Annotated in this window: 14 protein-coding genes and 1 pseudogene; 7 read left to right on the top strand and 8 right to left on the bottom strand. The window is 63.3% G+C overall.

The window, feature by feature from the left end:
* Entirely contained in the window at positions 1-1,179 is a 1,179-nt protein-coding gene (lpxB, locus tag X739_RS145995; RefSeq protein WP_023795201.1) for a lipid-A-disaccharide synthase, read from the top strand.
* 73 nt (positions 1,180-1,252) lie between these two features.
* On the opposite strand, the gene gltA is transcribed toward lpxB, so the two are convergent.
* A complete protein-coding gene (gene gltA, locus X739_RS146000) occupies positions 1,253-2,509 on the bottom strand; it encodes a citrate synthase (RefSeq protein WP_031252145.1) in 1,257 nt (418 codons plus the stop codon).
* 184 nt (positions 2,510-2,693) lie between these two features.
* Positions 2,694-4,118: a glutamate--tRNA ligase gene (gene gltX, locus X739_RS146005; protein WP_023795199.1), complete on the bottom strand. Its 1,425-nt coding sequence runs from the start codon at positions 4,116-4,118 to the stop codon at positions 2,694-2,696.
* 103 nt (positions 4,119-4,221) lie between these two features.
* Between gltX and X739_RS01000000166345 the strand changes: the two are divergent.
* Positions 4,222-6,772, top strand: a pseudogene (locus X739_RS01000000166345) (ComEC/Rec2 family competence protein).
* On the opposite strand, the gene lexA reads toward X739_RS01000000166345, so the two are convergent.
* The gene (gene lexA / locus X739_RS146010) at positions 6,766-7,509 is read right to left on the bottom strand and encodes a transcriptional repressor LexA (RefSeq protein WP_015317797.1); all 744 of its coding nucleotides are present in this window, start codon (positions 7,507-7,509) and stop codon (positions 6,766-6,768) included. The pseudogene X739_RS01000000166345 and the gene lexA overlap by 7 nt on opposite strands.
* 407 nt (positions 7,510-7,916) lie before the next feature.
* Positions 7,917-8,687: a GntR family transcriptional regulator gene (locus tag X739_RS146015; RefSeq protein ID WP_023773803.1), complete on the bottom strand. Its 771-nt coding sequence runs from the start codon at positions 8,685-8,687 to the stop codon at positions 7,917-7,919.
* Positions 8,688-8,836: 149 nt separating this feature from the next.
* On the opposite strand from X739_RS146015, the gene X739_RS146020 reads away from it, so the two are divergent.
* The 4 genes from X739_RS146020 (at position 8,837) to kynU (ending at position 12,900) form a co-directional block, all read left to right on the top strand.
* Positions 8,837-9,823, top strand: a complete 987-nt coding sequence (locus X739_RS146020; RefSeq protein WP_023773802.1) for an ABC transporter substrate-binding protein — start codon at positions 8,837-8,839, stop codon at positions 9,821-9,823.
* 58 nt (positions 9,824-9,881) lie between these two features.
* Positions 9,882-10,661: an ABC transporter ATP-binding protein gene (locus X739_RS146025; RefSeq protein WP_023795198.1), complete on the top strand. Its 780-nt coding sequence runs from the start codon at positions 9,882-9,884 to the stop codon at positions 10,659-10,661.
* 5 nt (positions 10,662-10,666) lie between these two features.
* Positions 10,667-11,590: an ABC transporter permease gene (locus tag X739_RS146030; RefSeq protein WP_023795197.1), complete on the top strand. Its 924-nt coding sequence runs from the start codon at positions 10,667-10,669 to the stop codon at positions 11,588-11,590.
* Between the two features lie 62 nt (positions 11,591-11,652).
* A complete protein-coding gene (gene kynU, locus X739_RS146035) occupies positions 11,653-12,900 on the top strand; it encodes a kynureninase (RefSeq protein WP_023773799.1) in 1,248 nt (415 codons plus the stop codon).
* Between the two features lie 68 nt (positions 12,901-12,968).
* On the opposite strand, the gene kynA is transcribed toward kynU, so the two are convergent.
* Positions 12,969-13,805: a tryptophan 2,3-dioxygenase gene (gene kynA, locus X739_RS146040; RefSeq protein ID WP_031252144.1), complete on the bottom strand. Its 837-nt coding sequence runs from the start codon at positions 13,803-13,805 to the stop codon at positions 12,969-12,971.
* Positions 13,802-15,427, bottom strand: a complete 1,626-nt coding sequence (locus tag X739_RS146045; protein WP_023795195.1) for an AMP-binding protein — start codon at positions 15,425-15,427, stop codon at positions 13,802-13,804. The genes kynA and X739_RS146045 overlap by 4 nt, the downstream gene beginning before the upstream one ends.
* Positions 15,428-15,738: 311 nt before the next feature.
* Between X739_RS146045 and X739_RS146050 the strand changes: the two genes are divergently transcribed.
* On the top strand, positions 15,739-16,569 hold the full coding sequence (locus X739_RS146050) for an alpha/beta hydrolase (RefSeq protein WP_023795194.1): 831 nt from the start codon (positions 15,739-15,741) through the stop codon (positions 16,567-16,569).
* A gap of 32 nt (positions 16,570-16,601) precedes the next feature.
* On the opposite strand, the gene glp is transcribed toward X739_RS146050, so the two are convergent.
* Positions 16,602-17,807, bottom strand: coding sequence for a gephyrin-like molybdotransferase Glp (gene glp, locus X739_RS146055; protein ID WP_023795193.1), 1,206 nt, complete (start codon positions 17,805-17,807; stop codon positions 16,602-16,604).
* On the bottom strand, positions 17,807-18,289 hold the full coding sequence (gene moaC, locus X739_RS146060; RefSeq protein WP_023773794.1) for a cyclic pyranopterin monophosphate synthase MoaC: 483 nt from the start codon (positions 18,287-18,289) through the stop codon (positions 17,807-17,809). The genes glp and moaC overlap by 1 nt, the downstream gene beginning before the upstream one ends.
* Positions 18,290-18,345 lie beyond the last annotated feature (56 nt).

Genomic DNA, 18,345 nt, shown 5'->3' with positions numbered 1-18,345 from the left:
ATGGCTGACGGGGCGCTGAAGATCGGAATCGTCGCGGGTGAGGAGTCAGGTGACCTGCTTGGCGCCGACATAGTCCAGTCGCTGCGCCAAATAACAGGGCGCGAGGTGCAACTCGTCGGCCTCGGTGGCCGCCACCTGCAGGCGCTTGGGCTGGTTTCCCCGTTCGACGCCAGCGAGGTCGCGCTGATGGGGTTCAGCGCCGTCCTGCGTGACCTGCCGCGCCTGATGCGGCGGATCGGTCAGCTGGCGGGGCTGCTTGCGGATGCCAAGCCGGACTGCCTCGTCACCATCGACAGCCCCGATTTTTCGCTGCGCGTCGCCAAAAAGGTGCGCGCCGCCAACCCGGCGATCCCGATCGTCCACTATGTCTGCCCGAGCGTCTGGGCATGGCGGCCGGGCAGGGCGGTGGCGATGAAACCGTATGTCGATCACATCCTGTGCATCCTGCCGTTCGAAGTGAAGGAGCTCGATCGGCTGGGTGGCCCGCCCGGCACCTATGTCGGCCATCGCCTGACGCATGATCCAGGCGTGCTGTCGGCCGCCAGGGCGCAGGCCCAGCCGCGTGATCTTTCACCAGACCGCGTGAAGACGCTGCTTGTCCTGCCCGGCTCGCGGCGCGGCGAGGTGCGGCGGCTGCTCGAGCCGTTCGGTGAGACCGTGTCGATGCTGCGGGCACGCGGGCATCGGCTTCGGCTGATGTTGCCGACGGTGCCTCATGTCGCGGACACCGTACGATCCGCGGTCACGCGCTGGGATGAAAAACCCGAGATTATCCTTGAGCCGGAGCGCAAATGGCAGGCCTTCGGCAAGGCCGACGCGGCGTTGATCGCGTCCGGCACCGTCTCCCTGGAACTGGCGCTGTCCGGCGTGCCGATGATCTCTTGCTACCGGCTCGACCCTGTCGCACGCGCCGTGGCGCGGTATCTCGTTTCCGTCTGGTCGGCGCTTCTGCCCAACCTTATCTCGGATCGCGCGTTGATCCCGGAGTTCTACGACGAATACGTCAGACCGAACAATCTGGCACGCCAGCTGGAAGCGTTGTTGGCCGACAGTGGCATGCGCGCCTGGCAGAAAGACGGTTTCGCCGAGATTTCACGGCGCATGGCAACGGACAAACCGTCCGGTGAGATCGCGGCGCAGGTGGTGATGGGGTGTATCAAGCGAGTGCGTAGGCAGTAGTGAGTAGCGAGTAGTGAGTTAGAAAACTCTCCAACCTCACTCCTCACGAACCACTAACCACTACTCACTTGTCTCAGCGCTTGGCGATCGGCACGTAGTCGCGCTCCGGCGCGCCGGTATAGAGCTGGCGCGGACGGCCGATCTTCTGGCGTGGATCCTCGATCATTTCCTTCCACTGGGCGATCCAGCCGACCGTGCGGGCGACCGCGAACAGCACGGTGAACATGGTGGTGGGGAAGCCCAGCGCCTTCAGGGTGATGCCGGAATAGAAGTCGACGTTCGGGTAGAGTTTCTTCTCGATGAAATAAGGATCGGTCAACGCGATCTTTTCCAGTTCCATCGCGATGTCGAGCAGCGGATCGTCCTTGATGCCGAGTTCGCCCAGAACCTCATGCGCCGTCTTCTGCATGATCTTGGCCCGCGGATCGTAGTTCTTGTAGACGCGGTGGCCAAAGCCCATCAGGCGGAACGGATCGTTCTTGTCCTTGGCGCGGGCGATGAATTCCGGGATGTGATCGACATGGCCGATCTCGCCCAGCATGTTGAGCGCCGCTTCGTTGGCGCCGCCATGGGCCGGCCCCCACAGGCAAGCAATGCCGGCGGCGATGCAGGCGAACGGGTTGGCGCCCGAGGAGCCGGCGAGGCGAACGGTCGAGGTCGAAGCGTTCTGCTCATGATCGGCATGCAGGATGAAGATGCGCTCCATGGCGCGCGCCAGCACCGGGTTGATCTTGTACTCCTCGCACGGCACGGCAAAGCACATATGCAGGAAGTTTGCCGCGAAACCGAGATCGTTCTTCGGGTAAATAAAGGGCTGGCCGATGTGGTATTTGTAGGCCATGGCCGCGATCGTCGGCATTTTGGCGATCAGGCGCATGGAGGCAACCATGCGCTGGTACGGGTCGGAGATGTCGGTCGAGTCGTGATAGAAGGCCGACAGCGCGCCGACCACGCCGCACATCACCGCCATCGGGTGCGCGTCGCGGCGGAAGCCGGTGAAAAAGCGCGACATCTGCTCGTGCACCATCGTGTGGCGCGTCACGCGGTAGTCGAAATCGTCCTTCTGCGCCTTGGTCGGCAATTCGCCGTAGAGCAGGAGGTAGCAGACTTCGAGGAAGTCGCCATGTTCGGCCAACTGGTCGATCGGATAGCCCCGATGCAGCAGGATGCCGGCGTCGCCATCGATNCTGTAGAGCGAGGCGATGTCGATGACGTCAGGCCCGACCGAGCCGCTTCGCACCTTGAATTCGTGAGTCTTGCCGGCGAATTCCAGCGTTGCCGTGGCCTCCTCTTGGCCGCCCACATCCAGTTTTTTCGCAGCTTCGGTCATTGCAAACTCCTTCTTGTTTCCTCATGCCGGCAAAAGGCAAATTCCGCGGAGCGACACGTTGAAATCACCGCAATGCGCGTATTCGCCACCGCATTCTAGGAGGTGCGTGCCAGATTGGGCCAAGGCCTAATGTTGCACTGCGAAACCCGCCTTACAATGCCAATCTTCTTGGGCCAGTTTGCTCCTAATCGATTTGATCCCCTATGCGCGCCAGGCTTTCCTCACGCCCCAGAACGGCAAGCACGTCGAATACGCCCGGTGACGTGCTCTTGCCGGTCAAGGCAGCCCGCAACGGCTGGGCCACGGCGCCAAGCTTGTGGCCGCCAGCCGACGCAAAGTCGCGGATCACGGCCTCGGCCGTGGCCGCCGTCCAGTCGTGTGACAGCGACTTCAAAGCTTCGTGAGCGCCACGCAGGATCTTGCGCGCGTCGTCATTGAGCAGCAGTGCCGCCTTGTCGTCGATCGGCAGCGGCCGAGCGGCAAACAGGAAGCCGGCGCCGTCGACAAGCTCGACCAGCGTCTTGGCGCGCTCCTTCAGGCCCGGAAGTGCTGCCAGCAGCTGCGCCTTGTTCTTCTCGTCGAGGCGCGCCGCCATCGCCGGGCCTCCCTCCAGATAGGGCAAGGTGGCGATGAAGATATCGAACAGCTCGGTGTCGGCCATACGGCGCATATGCGCCCCGTTGATCGCTTCCAGCTTGGCGAAATCGAAGCGCGCCGCGCCCTTGTTGACGTCGCCAATGTCGAACCACGAGACCATGTCCTCGATCGACATGATCTCGTCGTCGCCATGGCTCCAGCCGAGCCGCGCAAGGTAATTGAGCAGCGCCTCCGGCAGATAGCCCATGGCGCGATAGGCTTCGACGCCGAGCGCGCCGTGGCGCTTCGACAGCTTGGCGCCGTCGGCGCCATGGATCAGCGGGATATGTGACATCGACGGCACGTCCCAGCCCATGGCGTTGTAGATCACGGTCTGGCGGGCGGCGTTGGTCAGGTGATCGTCGCCACGGATGATGTGAGTGACGCCCATGTCGTGATCGTCGACGACGACGGCATGCATGTAAGTCGGGTTGCCGTCCGAACGCAGGATGATGAAGTCGTCGAGATCCTTGTTGGGGAAGCGCACGTCTCCCTGGACCCGGTCCTTCACCACCGTCTCGCCCTCGGTCGGTGCCTTGATGCGGATGGCGCCCTTGACGCCGGACGGCGCCTCCGACGGGTCGCGGTCACGCCAATGGCCGTTATACCGTGGCGGCAGGCCCTTGGCGCGTGCAGCCTCGCGCATTGCCTCGAGCTCGGCTGAAGTCTCGTAGCTGTAATAGGCCTTGCCCAGGCGCACCAGTTCCTCGGCTACCTCGCGATGGCGCGGCGCACGCTCGAATTGAGAGACCGCGTCACCGTCCCACGAAAGGCCGAGCCAGGTCAGGCCATCGAGAATGGCCAATGTGGCCGCATCGGTCGAACGCTCGCGATCGGTGTCCTCGATGCGCAGCAGCATCGTGCCGCCGGTATGCTTTGCATAGAGCCAGTTGAAGAGCGCCGTGCGCGCGCCGCCGATGTGCAGATAGCCGGTCGGCGAGGGGGCAAAACGGGTGATGACCTTGTCGGGCATGGAACTCTCGGAAAACGTCTGAAGCTGGGTGCGGAACGTGCGGACTTTCGCGCGTTGCGCGTTCATGTAGCATAGGGCGTCGAGGGTGCAAGGGGCAGACCCGATGACTGGAAGAGGCCGGGGCTCGGATCGAAGCGAGGATGCCACTGTCGGCGTCAGCGAGCGATCCCTTTTTGCGGCGCCTCCGACGATCCCACTGCCATCGCCGCTCGTGGCTGCGCCCGAAACCAGGCCGCTGCGGGCGGGTGGGCCGGCGCCGGCTCCGTCTCCTGCCGGGGGCAGGATCGTGCGCGTGCGCCGGCAAATCGGCCCGATATCCTTGCCTCGCCTGCGCCATGGCGTGGCCAAGGCGGCGGAGCTCGAACTCGACCGGGGCATCGCGTTCCTGCTGGTGCCGGTCTGTCTGGCCGTTGGGGCGATCGCCTATTTCTCGCTGGCGTCCGAGCCCGACTTTCCAAAACCCGTCGCGGTCGTGGTGCTGATGGCGGTCTGTGCCTTCGTCTCGCGTTCGTGGTCGAAAACCCATCTGTGTTTCATGGCAGTGCTGTTGTGCGCGCTGGGTTTACTCGCGGCGAAGGTCGAAACATGGCGAGCCGGAACCCGTATGCTGGGTTCGGAAATCTCCACGCAATTGACCGGCCGCGTGGTCTCGCTCGAAGAGATGGAGAGCGGCCGCATCCGGCTGACCATGGACGTGATTTCGACCGCGCGGCCGAAACTGCGCTATGCGCCGGAAAGGGTCCGGCTTTCCGCACGCAAGATACCGCCGGGAATGACCGCCGGCTCGCTCATCACAGGCTACGCCAAACTGTTGCCGCCGACCGGCCCGGTCCGGCCGGACAGTTACGACTTCTCTTTCGACAGTTATTTCGCCGGCATCGGCGGCAGCGGCTTCTTCCTCGGCAATCCGACGGTTGTTTCCCCCGCTGACGGTGAGATGCCGCTATCGGCTCGCCTTTTCTCAGGCATTGAAAATGCCCGCGAAGCCATCGCCGACCACATCAGGGGCAGCGTCGGCGGCGCTGAAGGCGAGATCGCGGCGGCGCTGATCGTCGGCGTGCGCGCCGGCATACCCGATGAAATCAATGAAGCGATGCGGCGTACCGGCATCTATCACATCATCTCTATTTCGGGACTGCATATGGCGCTTGTGGCCGGCACCATCATGGGTCTGCTGCGTGGTGCCTTCGCACTGTTACCAGACTTTTCCGCGCGCCGGCCGGTGAAGAAATACGCCGCCGCCGCCGCACTGTTCTCGATCGCCGCCTATCTCATGATTTCCGGTGTCGTCGTTGCGGCCGAACGCAGCTTCATCATGTTGGCGGTGATGCTGATTGCCGTCTTCTTCGATCGCGCTGCGCTGACCATGCGCAATCTGGCGATCTCGGCGATCGCCGTCATCCTGGTCTCGCCGCACGAGGTCGTCGGCCCAAGCTTTCAGATGTCGTTCGCCGCGACCGCGGCCCTGGTTGGCGCTTATGCCGGCTGGGCCGATCACCGTGCGGGAAAGACCAGGCCACCGCCGCCAAAGCGATCCCTGCCCGGGCTCCTGACGCGAAAATTCCTGCTGGCGACAGGTGGATTGGCCATGACGTCGATTATCGCCGGCAGCGCCACGGCACTGTTTGCCATCTGGCATTTCCAGCGGGTATCGCCCCTCAGCCTGTTCGCCAATCTGGCCGTGATGCCGATCGTGTCGGTCGTGATGTTCCTGGCCGTCGCTAGCGCGCTGCTGATGCCATTCGGACTGGATTGGCCGGCTCTCTACCTCATGGGCAAGGGCCTGACGGCGATGATCGCCGTGTCGGCGTGGATATCGGAGCGCTCTCCGGTCGACGGAGTCGGGCTGATTTCGCAGCAATCCGAGATCGGAAGAGCACACGTCTNCGATGATCGCCGTGTCGGCGTGGATATCGGAGCGCTCTCCGGTCGACGGAGTCGGGCTGATTTCGCAGCAATCCGTGCTGCTGGTCACCGTCGCGCTGGTTATCGCGACGATGGCGACGACCTGGCTGCGGCTCGCGGCGCTGCCATTCGCGCTCGCCGGCCTGTTGACTGTGTCGCACACGCGCGCGCCCGATGTGCTGATCTCGGAAGATGCGCGGCTGGTCGCGCTGCCGATCGGCAATGGCGAACTGGCCGTCAACCGGGAACGTCCGAACGAATTCGCAACCGACAACTGGAAGCGCGCTCTGATCTCCGAAACAATCGTCAAACCGGAAATGTTCGACAAGACAGACGGGCAATTCGACGTTGCCAGTCCCGCCGACCTGCCGCCGGGATCGCCCTTCTACTGCCGCGAAGGCCTGTGCCTTGCCAGGCACCCTTCCGGCGCGATCATTGCTTATGTCGAGGACCGCAAGACCACCTGGAAAGCCTGCGCTTTCGCTGACCTGATCATCGTGAACGACGCGACCGCCTATGACACCTGCCACAATCCGCTGGTTCTCGTCGTCACCAAACGGCAGCTCGCCCGCAAGGGAAGCGCTGCCGTCTTCTTCAATCCCCAGTCGGCCACGACCCGGGCCGGGATCGAATTCGCCGTCGACGGACCATACCGACCCTGGCACGAACAGCGAAAATTCTCACGCGAGGCGAGGGGGCTGCCGCCGTACAAAAAACCCGACAAGCCCGATGGAAAGCCGGCTCAGTAGCGCCTGATCAACCCGACCAGCTTGCCTTGTACCTTGACCCTGTCCGGCCCGAAAATGCGTGTTTCGTAGGCTGGATTGGCAGCCTCGAGCGCGATCGAAGCGCCTTTGCGGCGGAACCGCTTCAGCGTCGCTTCCTCCTCGTCGACCAGTGCCACGATAATTTCGCCCGGGCTTGCCGTGTCGGCATTGCGGATAATGACCGTGTCCCCATCGAAGATACCAGCCTCGATCATCGAGTCGCCCTTGACCTCCAGCGCATAATGCTCGCCGCCCATGATCATGTCCGGCGGCACCGAGATCGAATGCGTCTGATGCTGGATTGCATCGATCGGCACACCGGCGGCGATACGGCCCATGACCGGGATGGACACGGCTGAAACCGCATCGTCGTCGTTGCCGGCCGCGGGCAGGCGCGAAGGCGCAGCGGCCGGCCTGATCTGGCGTCCGAGACTGCCTTGGCCAAGGCTGCCTTGGATGACACTTGGCGAGAACTTCTTTGCCGCATTGAGGCCCGGCGCGATCGAGTCCGGCAGCCGAAGCACTTCCAGCGCGCGCGCCCGATTGGGTAGCCGGCGAATGAAGCCGCGCTCCTCCAGCGCCGTGATCAGGCGATGGATCCCCGACTTGGAGGCAAGATCGAGTGCTTCCTTCATCTCGTCGAAGGAAGGCGGTATCCCGCTTTCCTTGAGCCGTTCGTGGATGAACATCAACAGTTCATGTTGCTTGCGTGTCAGCATGGCGTCCCCCAAGACATTGAACGAAAGGTTGAACCAGAATCGAAAAAACAAACCCAGAACAAACACTATCTGTTCCAGTTGTGTTCTGCAACCGTTTAAAGTTTAATGAATTTGTTAAGGGGTCTGAAGTTTTTTGCCCCCAAGGGCGTCAGCAACTGGTCCTTTCCGCGATCGGCAGGCACATTGAAATCGTTTGGTTAATGGCCTGTGGCCTATCCGCCGATGGAGCTGGCATCAGCCATCTGGAAGGCTTCTTCCCAGGGGTACCGTATATTTCATGGATTCATTATTCGCGGAACGAAACGAAACCAAAATGCCAACCATTGGTAGCTCCGGGCGGCCATGGACCCGGGCGTTCGGCGCACTCCGGCCAGCGCGTTCGAATAGGCGTCGCGGAAGCGCTGAAGTTATCCCGACCCCTTCAAGCTGCCGGCGCGGGCGGCGTATCTGGTCGCGCCGCTGTCTTCGCTATGAACATAGACGTGCAGTGTGTAGCCGATATGCGCCGTCATCAACGCCTTGGCCCGTTCGACGTCACGATCGAGTGCCGCTTCCATGATCGCAGTATGGTGTTCGATCGCGATCGCTTCGCACAACGCCTCCATTGCCTGTTCATAGCCGTCCTTGAGGCCGGCCGCGGCCCGCAATGTCGGCGCCAGACCAAGAAAGCGATGATGCCGGCGCAACTGATCCGAGATTGTCGAGCGGAACCGCAACAGCCAGTCGCATGTGGCGGCGCTCAGCAGCGCCGCATGGAAAGCCTCGTGGTTCTCATCCCATCTGTCGACGGCCGTGTCGGAGGGATCGTCGACCGCCGTCTTGCAACGCGAGAGCCGGTAGTGGGCAGTGACTACGGCATCCTCCCACTCCCTGCCGCCTTTTTCCATCGATTCGAGGAACAGGGGTATCTCGACCACCATCCTGGCGCGTGCCAGATCCTCCAGCTCGGCCCGCGACACCGGAGCCACGGCAAAACCACGATTGCTGATGGCGGTGACCAAGCGTTCGGCCTCGAGCCGCGACAGGGCTTCGCGCAACGGTGTCCAACCGACGCCATATGTGCCGCGCAGCGCACTCAGTTTGAGCGGGGCGCCGGGCATGAGGCGCGTGGTCAGGATGTCGCGCCGCAACAGCTGATAGGCGGCTTCCGTTTTTGTGGAACTCGTCTCATCCCGCATCGTGATCAATCCGTCGTCTGGCTAAAAGTATATATGATACTGGGTTACTACAACAATTATATATAATGTTTGACACAGACCGGCGGACTGACCATGATCGCGGAGCAGCCGCGTTTCCAAGCGGCCCTGATCAAATCTGGGAGGAAATGATGTTAAAGTCGAAATCCGCTTGGTTGTCGGGTTTGGCCCTGGCAGGCGCATTGATGGTCAGCGCCGGCAGTGCCGCGGCCGATCAGATCCGTATCGGCATTGCCAATTTCGGCGAGCATCCGCAATTGAACGCCGCCATAGCCGGCTTCAAGAAGGCGCTGACGGATAACGGCTTCGTCGAGGGCAAGGACGTCGTCTACACGGAGAGCCACACCAATTTCGATGCGTCGCTGGTGCCGCAGATGATCGCCAAGCTGCAGGCCGAGCAGCCCAAGCTGATCTACACCATCACCACGCCGGTCTCGCAGATCGCCAAGAAAGCGCTCGCGGGTTCCGGCATTCCGATCGTTTTTGCCGCGGTCACCGATCCGGTGGCGGCCAAGCTGGTGCCATCATGGGACGCCGGAGACGAAGGCATGACCGGCGCCAGCGATCTGCAGGACGTCGCCGCGGTGATGGCCTTCACCAAGAAGCTGCTGCCGAACGCCAAGCGCTTCGGCGTGCCTTATAATCCCGGTGAGGCCAATGACGTTGCCTTGGTCGAAAAGATCAAGGCGGCGGCACCGGCCGCCGGTTTCGAGGTGGTCGAGGTCGGCATCGACAACGTAAATGACATCCAGCAGCGTATCGCTTCGTTCGCCGGCAAGGCCGACGTGATCTACGGCCCGGCCTCGAACTTGATTCAGCCGGCGATCGCCGCTGTCTCAGCGGCCGCCCGCCAGGCCGGTATCCCGGTCGTCAACTCCGATGACAGCGCGGTCCGCAACGGCACCGTGCCGGCGAGCTTCGCGGTCAATTACACCCAGGTCGGCATCAACGCCGGCAACATCGCCGCCGAGATCCTCAAGGGCAAGGATCCCAAGACGATCGCGCCGTCGCGCCCGGCCTACAAGGACCACATGGCAACGATCTCGCGCAAGGCGATGGCCGCGTTCGGCGTCGAGATACCGGCTTCAATGGCCGATTGCGGCTGCATCGTCGACTAACATCGGAACTGCTGGGATGATGGCGTCGGCGCCGTCATCCCGAGGTCACGGAGGAACGATGCTCGACATACGATCCGCGCGCAAAGTGTTCTACAAAGGCCAGGCCGACGAGAAGGTCGCGCTGGACGGTCTCAGCCTGTCCTTGGCCACGGGAGAGTTCGGGGTCGTCATCGGCTCAAACGGGGCCGGCAAGAGCAGCATGCTCAACGCCATTTCTGGTGCTCTTGTGCTGGATTCCGGCAAGATCCTGATCAATGGCGCGGATGTGACAGGGATGCCGGTGCACAAGCGTGCCGAAAGATTGGCGCGCGTCTTCCAGGATCCGATGCGCGGCACCGCCGCCAGCATGACCGTGGCGGAGAACATGCTGCTGGCCGACCTGCGCAGTCAAAAACGCACGCTGCGGCAGGGGCTGAACGCCACACGGCTGGCGTCCTACAAGGAGCGCCTGTCGATATTGGGCCTCGGCCTTGAAAACCGTCTCGATACCCGTGTCGACCTGCTCTCGGGCGGGCAGCGGCAGTCGCTGTCGCTGATCATGGCTGTCGGAGGATCGCCGGATCTGCTGCTGCTCGACGAGCATACGGCAGCGCTCGATCCGCGCACGGCCGAGATCGTCATGCGCGCGACGGTGCGCGCCGTCAATGCGCTGAAGCTGACCACCCTGATGGTGACCCACAACATGCAACACGCCGTCGACCATGGCAGCCGGGTGATCATGCTCGATGCCGGCCGGGTGCTCCTGGAAGTCACAGGGCAGGAGAAGGCGAGGGTCACGGTTGTCGATCTGATCCGCCATTTTTCCGTCAAGACCGATCGCATGTTGCTGGCGAGTTGATCATCATGGGTTTTGTTGGGGACGTTCTCGCCAGCTTCGTCGCGATCATGCCGGTCACCCTGGCGCAAAGCCTGATCCTGGCCTTTGTCGTGCTCGGGATCATGATCCCGTTTCGCATGCTGAATTTTCCCGATCTCACCAGCGAAGGCGCTTTTCCGCTGGGCGGCTGCGTCTGCGGCGTTCTCCTTGCCGCCGGCGCATCGCCGCTGATGGGCATCGCCGCCGCCCTCGTCGCCGGCTTCGCGGCGGGCTGCTGCACCGCCTTCATCCATCTGCGCTTCCGCATCCACACGCTGCTTGCGGGCATCCTGATGATGACGATGCTCTACAGCATCAACCTTCGCATCATGGGCAAGTCCAACCTGTCGGTCTTCGGTTCGCCCTCGGTGTTCGACTGGGTGCCGTTCGCGCGGCCGGGTTTCCCCGCCAGCAAGATCGTCGTCGCGGGTCTCCTCGCGCTTGTCGCCTTCATGCTGCTCTACATGTTCTTCAGGACCGAGAAGGGGACTGCCGTCCGCGCCGTGGGCGCCAATCCTGACATGGCCGAGGCGCAAGGCATCAATGTCTGGGCCGCGACCATAGGCGGTGTCGGGCTGGCCAGCGCTTTTTCGGCGTCAAGCGGTGCGTTGATGGTGCAGTCGCAAGGGTTCGCCGATGTCAATATGGGCCTGGGAATTCTCATTAATGGCCTTGCCGCGCTGATGATCGGCGAAGCCGTCGTCGGCAAGCAAACGGTCTGGCGGCAACTGCTGGCGCCCTTCGCCGGCGCGATCATCTACTACCAGCTGGTGTCGTTCTGCCTTGCGGCCGGCATGCCGCCGCCTGACCTGAAGCTTGCGACGGGCCTGTTCGTGCTGGCCATGCTTGCCTTGCCCAGCCTCAAGCGCAGCCGGGGGTACGCACCGGTTCGCGAAGCTATTCGTGAGTAGCCCGGCGTGAATCACCAAGGCGGAAATAACCAGGGCGTGAATAACCAGGAAATGTACAAATGATGCGTGCAACGCTCGATCTCGCAGCCGTCGGAGCCATGGACGCGGCGGACCCGCTGCGTGCCATGCGCGACCGGTTCATCTTGCCGGAAGGCGTCATCTATCTCGACGGCAATTCACTCGGCGCCGCGGCACCCGCCGTCTTCGACGAGCTGCGGAAAGCCGCGACCCAGGAATGGGCGCAGGATCTGATCCGTGCCTGGAACACCGCCGGCTGGTTCGACATGCCGGTCGCGCTCGGCGACCAACTGGGGCGGCTGATCGGCGCGGCGGCCGGCCAGACGGTGGTCTGCGATACGACCTCGATCAACATCTACAAGGTGCTGCATGCCGCACTCGGCATGCGGCCGGACCGCTCGGTCATCGTCGCCGAGGGCGACAGCTTTCCAACCGATCTCTACATGGCCGAAGGCGTGGCCTCGACGCGCCCCGGCACGGTGTTGCGGCTTGAGGGCGTTGATGCGCCGACCATTGAGGATCTCATCGACGAGCGCGTCGCGGTCATCCTGGTCAACCACGTCAACTACAAATCCGGCAAATTGCGCGACATGGCGGCACTGACATGCAAGGCCCATCAGGTCGGAGCGCTGATCGTCTGGGATCTCTGCCACACCGCCGGCGCGCTGCCTGTCGAGCTCGACAGCGCCAATGCCGATTTCGCCATCGGCTGCAGCTACAAATATCTCAATGGCGGCCCGGGCGCGCCTGCCTTCATCTACGCCGCCGAGCGTCATCACGATAAGGTCCAGCAGCCGCTCAGCGGTTGGTGGGGCCATGCGCGGCCCTTCGCTTTCGAGCAGGGTTATGCGGCCGGCAGCGGTATCCGCCGGTTCCTGTGCGGCACGCAGCCGGTGTTGTCGATGCGGGCGCTGAAGGGGGCGCTGGATATGTGGGACGACGTCGACATGGCGGCGGTGCGCAAGAAGAGTATCGCGCTCACCGACCTGTTCATTCAGCTCGTCGAGGCCAGATGCGGCGCCTACGGCCTGGAGCTGGAAAGCCCGCGCGACGGCAAGCAGCGTGGCAGCCAGGTTTCGTTCCTCCACCCCAACGGCTACCAGGTGATGCGGGCCCTGGTCGAGCGCGGCGTGATCGGCGATTTCCGTGCGCCGTCGACCATCCGCTTCGGCTTCACCCCGCTCTATGTCGGCTACGCCGATGTTTGGCGGGCGGTCGAGGTGCTGGAAGATATCCTGCGCACCGGCGCCTGGCAGGATGCGCGCTTCGCGGTCAAGACGGCGGTGACCTGAAAAGCGGCGCAATTCCCGTGGGAAACCGTGACGCGGTTTTTCCCACGGGAATTGAGCCAAACGAGAGTTCAAAGCCGGGTGCGAACCGTCCACAGTTCCGGAAACAGGACGACCTCGAGCATCTTCTTGAGATAGGAGGCTCCCGACGTGCCGCCGGTACCGCGCTTCAGGCCGATGATGCGCTCGACGGTGGTGACGTGGTTGAACCGCCAGCGGCGGAAATAGTCCTCGAAGTCGACCAGCTTCTCCGCCAGTTCATAAAACATCCAGTAGCGCTGCGGATCGCGGTACACCGTCTGCCAGGCGACCAGGACTTCTTCGTTCTCGGTCCGCGTCTCGCGCCAATCCGTGCGCTTTGCGTCCGGCCCGATGTCGAAGCCATTGCGCGCCAGAAGCAGCAGCGCTTCATCGTAGAGCGACGGCTCCGCCAGGATCGCCTCCAGCTTCTGGCTGAGGTCCGGCCGGTGCGTGTGCGGCCCGAGCATGGCGAGGTTGCGGTTACCGGCCATGAACTCGATGGCGCGATACTGCCAGGACTGGAAACCCGAGGACTGGCCGAGCGCGTCGCGAAACTCGGTGTATTCGCTGGGCGTCATCGTGCGCAGCACGTCCCAGGCATTGTTCAACTGCTCGAAAATGCGGGCGACACGCGACAGCATCTTAAAGCTCGGTTCGAGGCGGTCGGCACGGATCGAGCGGATCGCCGCGCCAATCTCGTGCAAAGCGAGTTTCATCCACAATTCCGATGTCTGGTGCTGGATGATGAACAGCATTTCGTCATGCGCCGAGGACATCGGCGTCTGGGCCTCCAGCACTTTCTCCAGGTGCAGATAGTCGCTGTAGGACATGCGCTCCTTGAACGACATCTCTGCACCTTCGGAGGCCGGATCGTAAGGCTCGCTCACTTGATCTTCTCCGTGCGCAGCCGGAAGCGCTGGACCTTGCCGGTCTGGGTCTTCGGCAGAGCGGCGATGAATTTGACGGATCGGGGGTATTTGTAGGGCGCGATGGCTGCCTTGACGTGGTCCTGCAGGCGCTTGACGGTCATTGCGTCTGGCGGGACACCTTGCACCAGCACGACATGCGCCTCGACGATCTGGCCGCGCTCGCCATCCTCCGCGCCGATGACCGCGCATTCGGCGACATCGGGATGCGACAGCAGCGCCGCCTCGACCTCGGGTCCGGCGATGTTGTAGCCGGCGCTGACGATCATGTCGTCGGAACGTGCGGCGAAGTGGAAGAAGCCGTCCTCATCCTGCGTGAAGGTATCGCCGGTGAGGTTCCAGCCGTCGCGCACAAAGTCCTTCTGCCTGTCATCGGCCATGTAGCGGCAGCCGGTCGGCCCGCGCACCGCCAACCGTCCGGTCTCGCCACGCGGCACCTCGCGCATCTCCTCGTCGACGATGCGCGCCTCGTAACCGCCCACCGGCTTGCCGGTCGAAGCGGGCTTCCTGTCGTCAAAGCGGTTGGAGATGAAGATGTGCAGCATTTCGGTGGCGCCGATGCCGTCAAGGATAGGCTTGCCGGTCTTTCGCGTCCACTCTTCGAAGACCGGAGCCGGCAAGGTCTCGCCTGCCGAGACAGCAACGCGCAACGATGACAGATCGGCGCCTTCGTCCATGGCCCTCAGCATGGCCCGGTAGGCGGTCGGCGCGGTGAAGGAAATGGTCGCTTTGTAGGTCTCGATGATATGGACCATGTTGGGCGGCGTCGCCTGTTCCAGCAGTGTTGCCGCCGCGCCGAAGCGCAGGGGGAAGATGGCAAGCCCGCCAAGGCCGAAGGTGAAGGCGAGCGGCGGCGAGCCGACGAAGATGTCGTCGGGCGTCACCTGCAGGACTTCACGGGCGTAGGCATCGGCGATGATCAGCAGGTCGCGGTGGAAATGCATCGTCGCCTTCGGCACGCCGGTCGTCCCCGAAGTGAAACCGAGCAGGGCTACATCGTCGCGGCCGGTGCTGACGGCGGTGAAGGTAACCGGCTTGTCAAGGGCGGCGCGGTCGAGCTCGGCGTCATGGTTGGCCGTGCCGTCGAAGCCGATCACCTGCTTCAGGAATGCGCTGTCCTTGGCGCAGGCGGTCATCTCGTCCATCAGCCTTGTGTCGCAGAGCGCGGTCGTGATCTCGGCCTTGTCGACGATCTTGGTGAGTTCTCCGGCGCGCAACATCGGCATGGTGTTGACCACGACAGCACCGACCTTGGTGGCGGCCAGCCAGCAGGCGACCATTGCCGGGTTGTTGGCGGCGCGGATCAGCACCCGGTTGCCCGGCTTGACGCCGTAGTTCTCGACCAGCGCATGGGCGAGCCGGTTCGTCCAGTCGGACAGTTCCTTGTAGGTGCGGCGGCGGCCGTTGCCGATCAGCGCGGTGTGGTCACCGAGGCCCTTCTCGACCAGCCTGTCGGTCAATTCGACACCGGCATTGAGGTGTTCTGGATACTCAAAGCCGTCGAGCAGGAAGTCAGGCCATTGCTCGGGCGGCGGCAGATTATCGCGCGTGAAGGTGTCGGTATGCGCTGAAGGCCCAAGCATGTCGCCGCTGTCCCTGTCTGCCGCCGGCCAGCGTGCAAGGCACTTGGCGGGAGGCGGTGGATCTGAATTCCTGTCTCTCGCGGAAGGCTTCGTGCGGCCGGCTACACTCTTGTCGACATGTCACCGGAAAGGTGACCATCGGCAGGTTCGGAAAGCACGGCGGACCTCCCATTCTGTCGGTTCTTCTGCAGGCAGGATCGCACCAGTCGAAATTTGTTTCAAGCCTAAAATGTTTCACCCCAAAGCCTTGACGCACGACATGGTGGCGGCCATTGCTACGCGGAGACGACGCTGTTTCGGGGAGGGTGCCGATGGTCGACCATCGCATTGCCGATTGGGACAATGCCTACGCCAACGGCCCGAATATTGCCGGCAGCGACCGTTGGCCGGCCGCCTGGTCAGGACCGGCGCAAGCGTTCCGTGACGTACTGTCGGGGGAGGGCCGGGCACGGTTCGACATCGCTTATGGCGATCGGTCGCGCAACCGGTTCGACCTTTTCCTGCCGGAGGCCACGCCCAGGGGGCTCGTCGTGTTCATCCATGGCGGCTACTGGCTGGAGTCCGATAAAAGCGGCTGGTCGCATCTCGCCAAGGGCGCGGTCGGCAACGGCTTTGCCGTGGCTGCGCCTTCCTACACGCTCTGCCCGGACATCCGCATTGCCGGCATTGTCAGCGAAATCGGGGCGGCGATCGGCAAAGCGGCGGCAATGGTCGGGGGACCGCTGATATTGACCGGACATTCGGCCGGTGGACATCTCGCCAGCCGCATGGTGACCACAACCACACCGCTCGCCACCGATGTCGTGCGGCGCATACGCCACGTCGTTTCGATTTCCGGCTTGCACGATTTGCGCCCGCTGATGCGCACCGGCATGAACGCCGTGCTGAAAATCGATGAGCATGAGGCGCTGACGGAAAGCCCGGCACTGCTGCGGCCAATCGATGGTGTCCGCATCACCTGCTGGGCCGGCGGTGGAGAGCGTTCCGAGTTCTTGCGCCAGAATGCGTTACTGGCCAACATCTGGACCGGACTTGGCGCCACCACCAGTACCGTGGTCGAGCCCGACCGGCATCATTACGACGTTGTCGATGGCCTTGCCGATCCGGCGCATGCGTTGACGCAAACATTGATCTCGGAATAGGTCCAGTTATCGGCTGGTTATGATGCAATTCTTCAGCGTAACATCAGAACCCTGCAAGTGTCGCCCGCGGCGGACGCAGGGGCAAAAGGCGCGCGCACGACCAGTCCGTTGGCGTCGGCCAGCATTCTCAGCATCGAGGAATCCTGGATGCCGAACGGCGTCGCCACCAGTTCGCCGTCATCTTCCCTGACCACCGCCCGCACGTAATCCTGGCGCAGATCATTGGCCGCCAGTGCGGCGCCCAGCCGTGCCGGGCGGATGTCCTGACGATGGTCGCGACCGCCCAGCCGTGCCAGAAGCGGCTTCAGGAACAGTTGCGAGCAGACCAGGCTTGCTACCGGGTTGCCGGGCAGGCCGATGCATCTGATAGCGCCGAGGCGCCCGAACATCAGCGGCTTGCCGGGACGCATTGCGATCTTCCAGAAGCCGAGCGTCATGCCTTCGCCGGTCAGCACGTCATGAATCAGGTCGTGGTCGCCGACCGAGGCGCCGCCCAGCGTGACGATGACATCGGCGCCCGCCGCGACTGCTTTCCTGACCAGGCCGGCGATATCGTCCTTGCGGTCGGCAGCGATCCCGAGATCGAGCGCACAGGCACCGACCGATTGTGCCGCAGCGGCGACGCCGTAGGAGTTGGACGAAATAATCTGGTCAGGCCCGAGTTCGCTGCCGGGCGGCAACAGCTCGTCACCGGTGGCGATGATGGCGACCAGCGGCCGCTTCACCACGCTTACTCGGGGATGATTGGCCGATGCCGTCAGCGACAGTGCCGCCGGGTCGAGCACGCGCCCCTTCTCCAGCAGCACGTCGCCCTTGGAAAAATCGAGGCCGACGCGGCGAATGTTACGCCACGTGGCGGTGGGCTCGATCACTTCGATGTTGCCGCCGCCGAGATCCCGGACGTTTTCCTGGATAACGATGGTGTCGGCGCCGTCAGGCAACGGTGCGCCGGTGAAGATACGCACTGCCTGTGCCTGGCCGACCGCGCCGTCAAAGCCACGTCCGGCGGGCGCCATGCCGACCACCGAGAGTTTCGACGGGACCGACGCGACATCAGCGGCTCGCACTGCATAGCCGTCCATGGCCGAAGCGTTGAAGGGCGGCTGGGTGCGCAGCGCCATGACCGGTTCAGTCAGCACACGATCGATCGCCTCGATGAGCGGGACGCTTTCGCCTGCCAGCGGCATAGTGTCGTCGAGCAGGCGCTCGAGCGCGTCGGCGACCGGAACCAGTGCCATCAAAGACCTGCCTTGTAGTCGCCGGACTTGCCACCGGTCTTTTCGACCAGCCGTATGCCGGAGATGATCATGGCGCGGTCCACCGCCTTGGCCATGTCGTAAATGGTCAGGCAGGCCACCGAAGCTGCCGTCAATGCTTCCATTTCGACGCCGGTCTTGCCGGTGACGCGTGCAAGGGCGGTGACCTTCAGGCCGGGCAGAGCATGGTCAGGCTCGATGTCCACGGAAACCTTGGTCAGCAGCAGGGGGTGGCAGAGCGGGATCAGTTCATGCGTCTTCTTCGCCGCCATGATGCCGGCTATGCGCGCCGTGCCGAGCACATCGCCTTTTTTGGCATTGCCGGCGAGGATGGTCTTCAGCGTCTCAGGCTGCATCGAGACGAAACCCTCGGCGATCGCGGTGCGCGTCGTCTCGTCCTTGCCGCCGACATCGACCATATTGGCCTCGCCCTGTGCGCCAAGATGGGTGAGAGCGCCTGTCATCGTCAAATCGCCATAGAGCGACGTGCGTCCATTCGGACGCACAAAGTGCGCTCTAT

The sequence above is a fragment of the Mesorhizobium sp. LNHC209A00 genome, assembly GCF_000502915.1.
Taxonomy (GTDB): domain Bacteria; phylum Pseudomonadota; class Alphaproteobacteria; order Rhizobiales; family Rhizobiaceae; genus Mesorhizobium.
The sequence above is the reverse complement of the archived record's forward strand: the minus strand, read 5'-3'. Positions and strand labels throughout refer to the sequence as shown.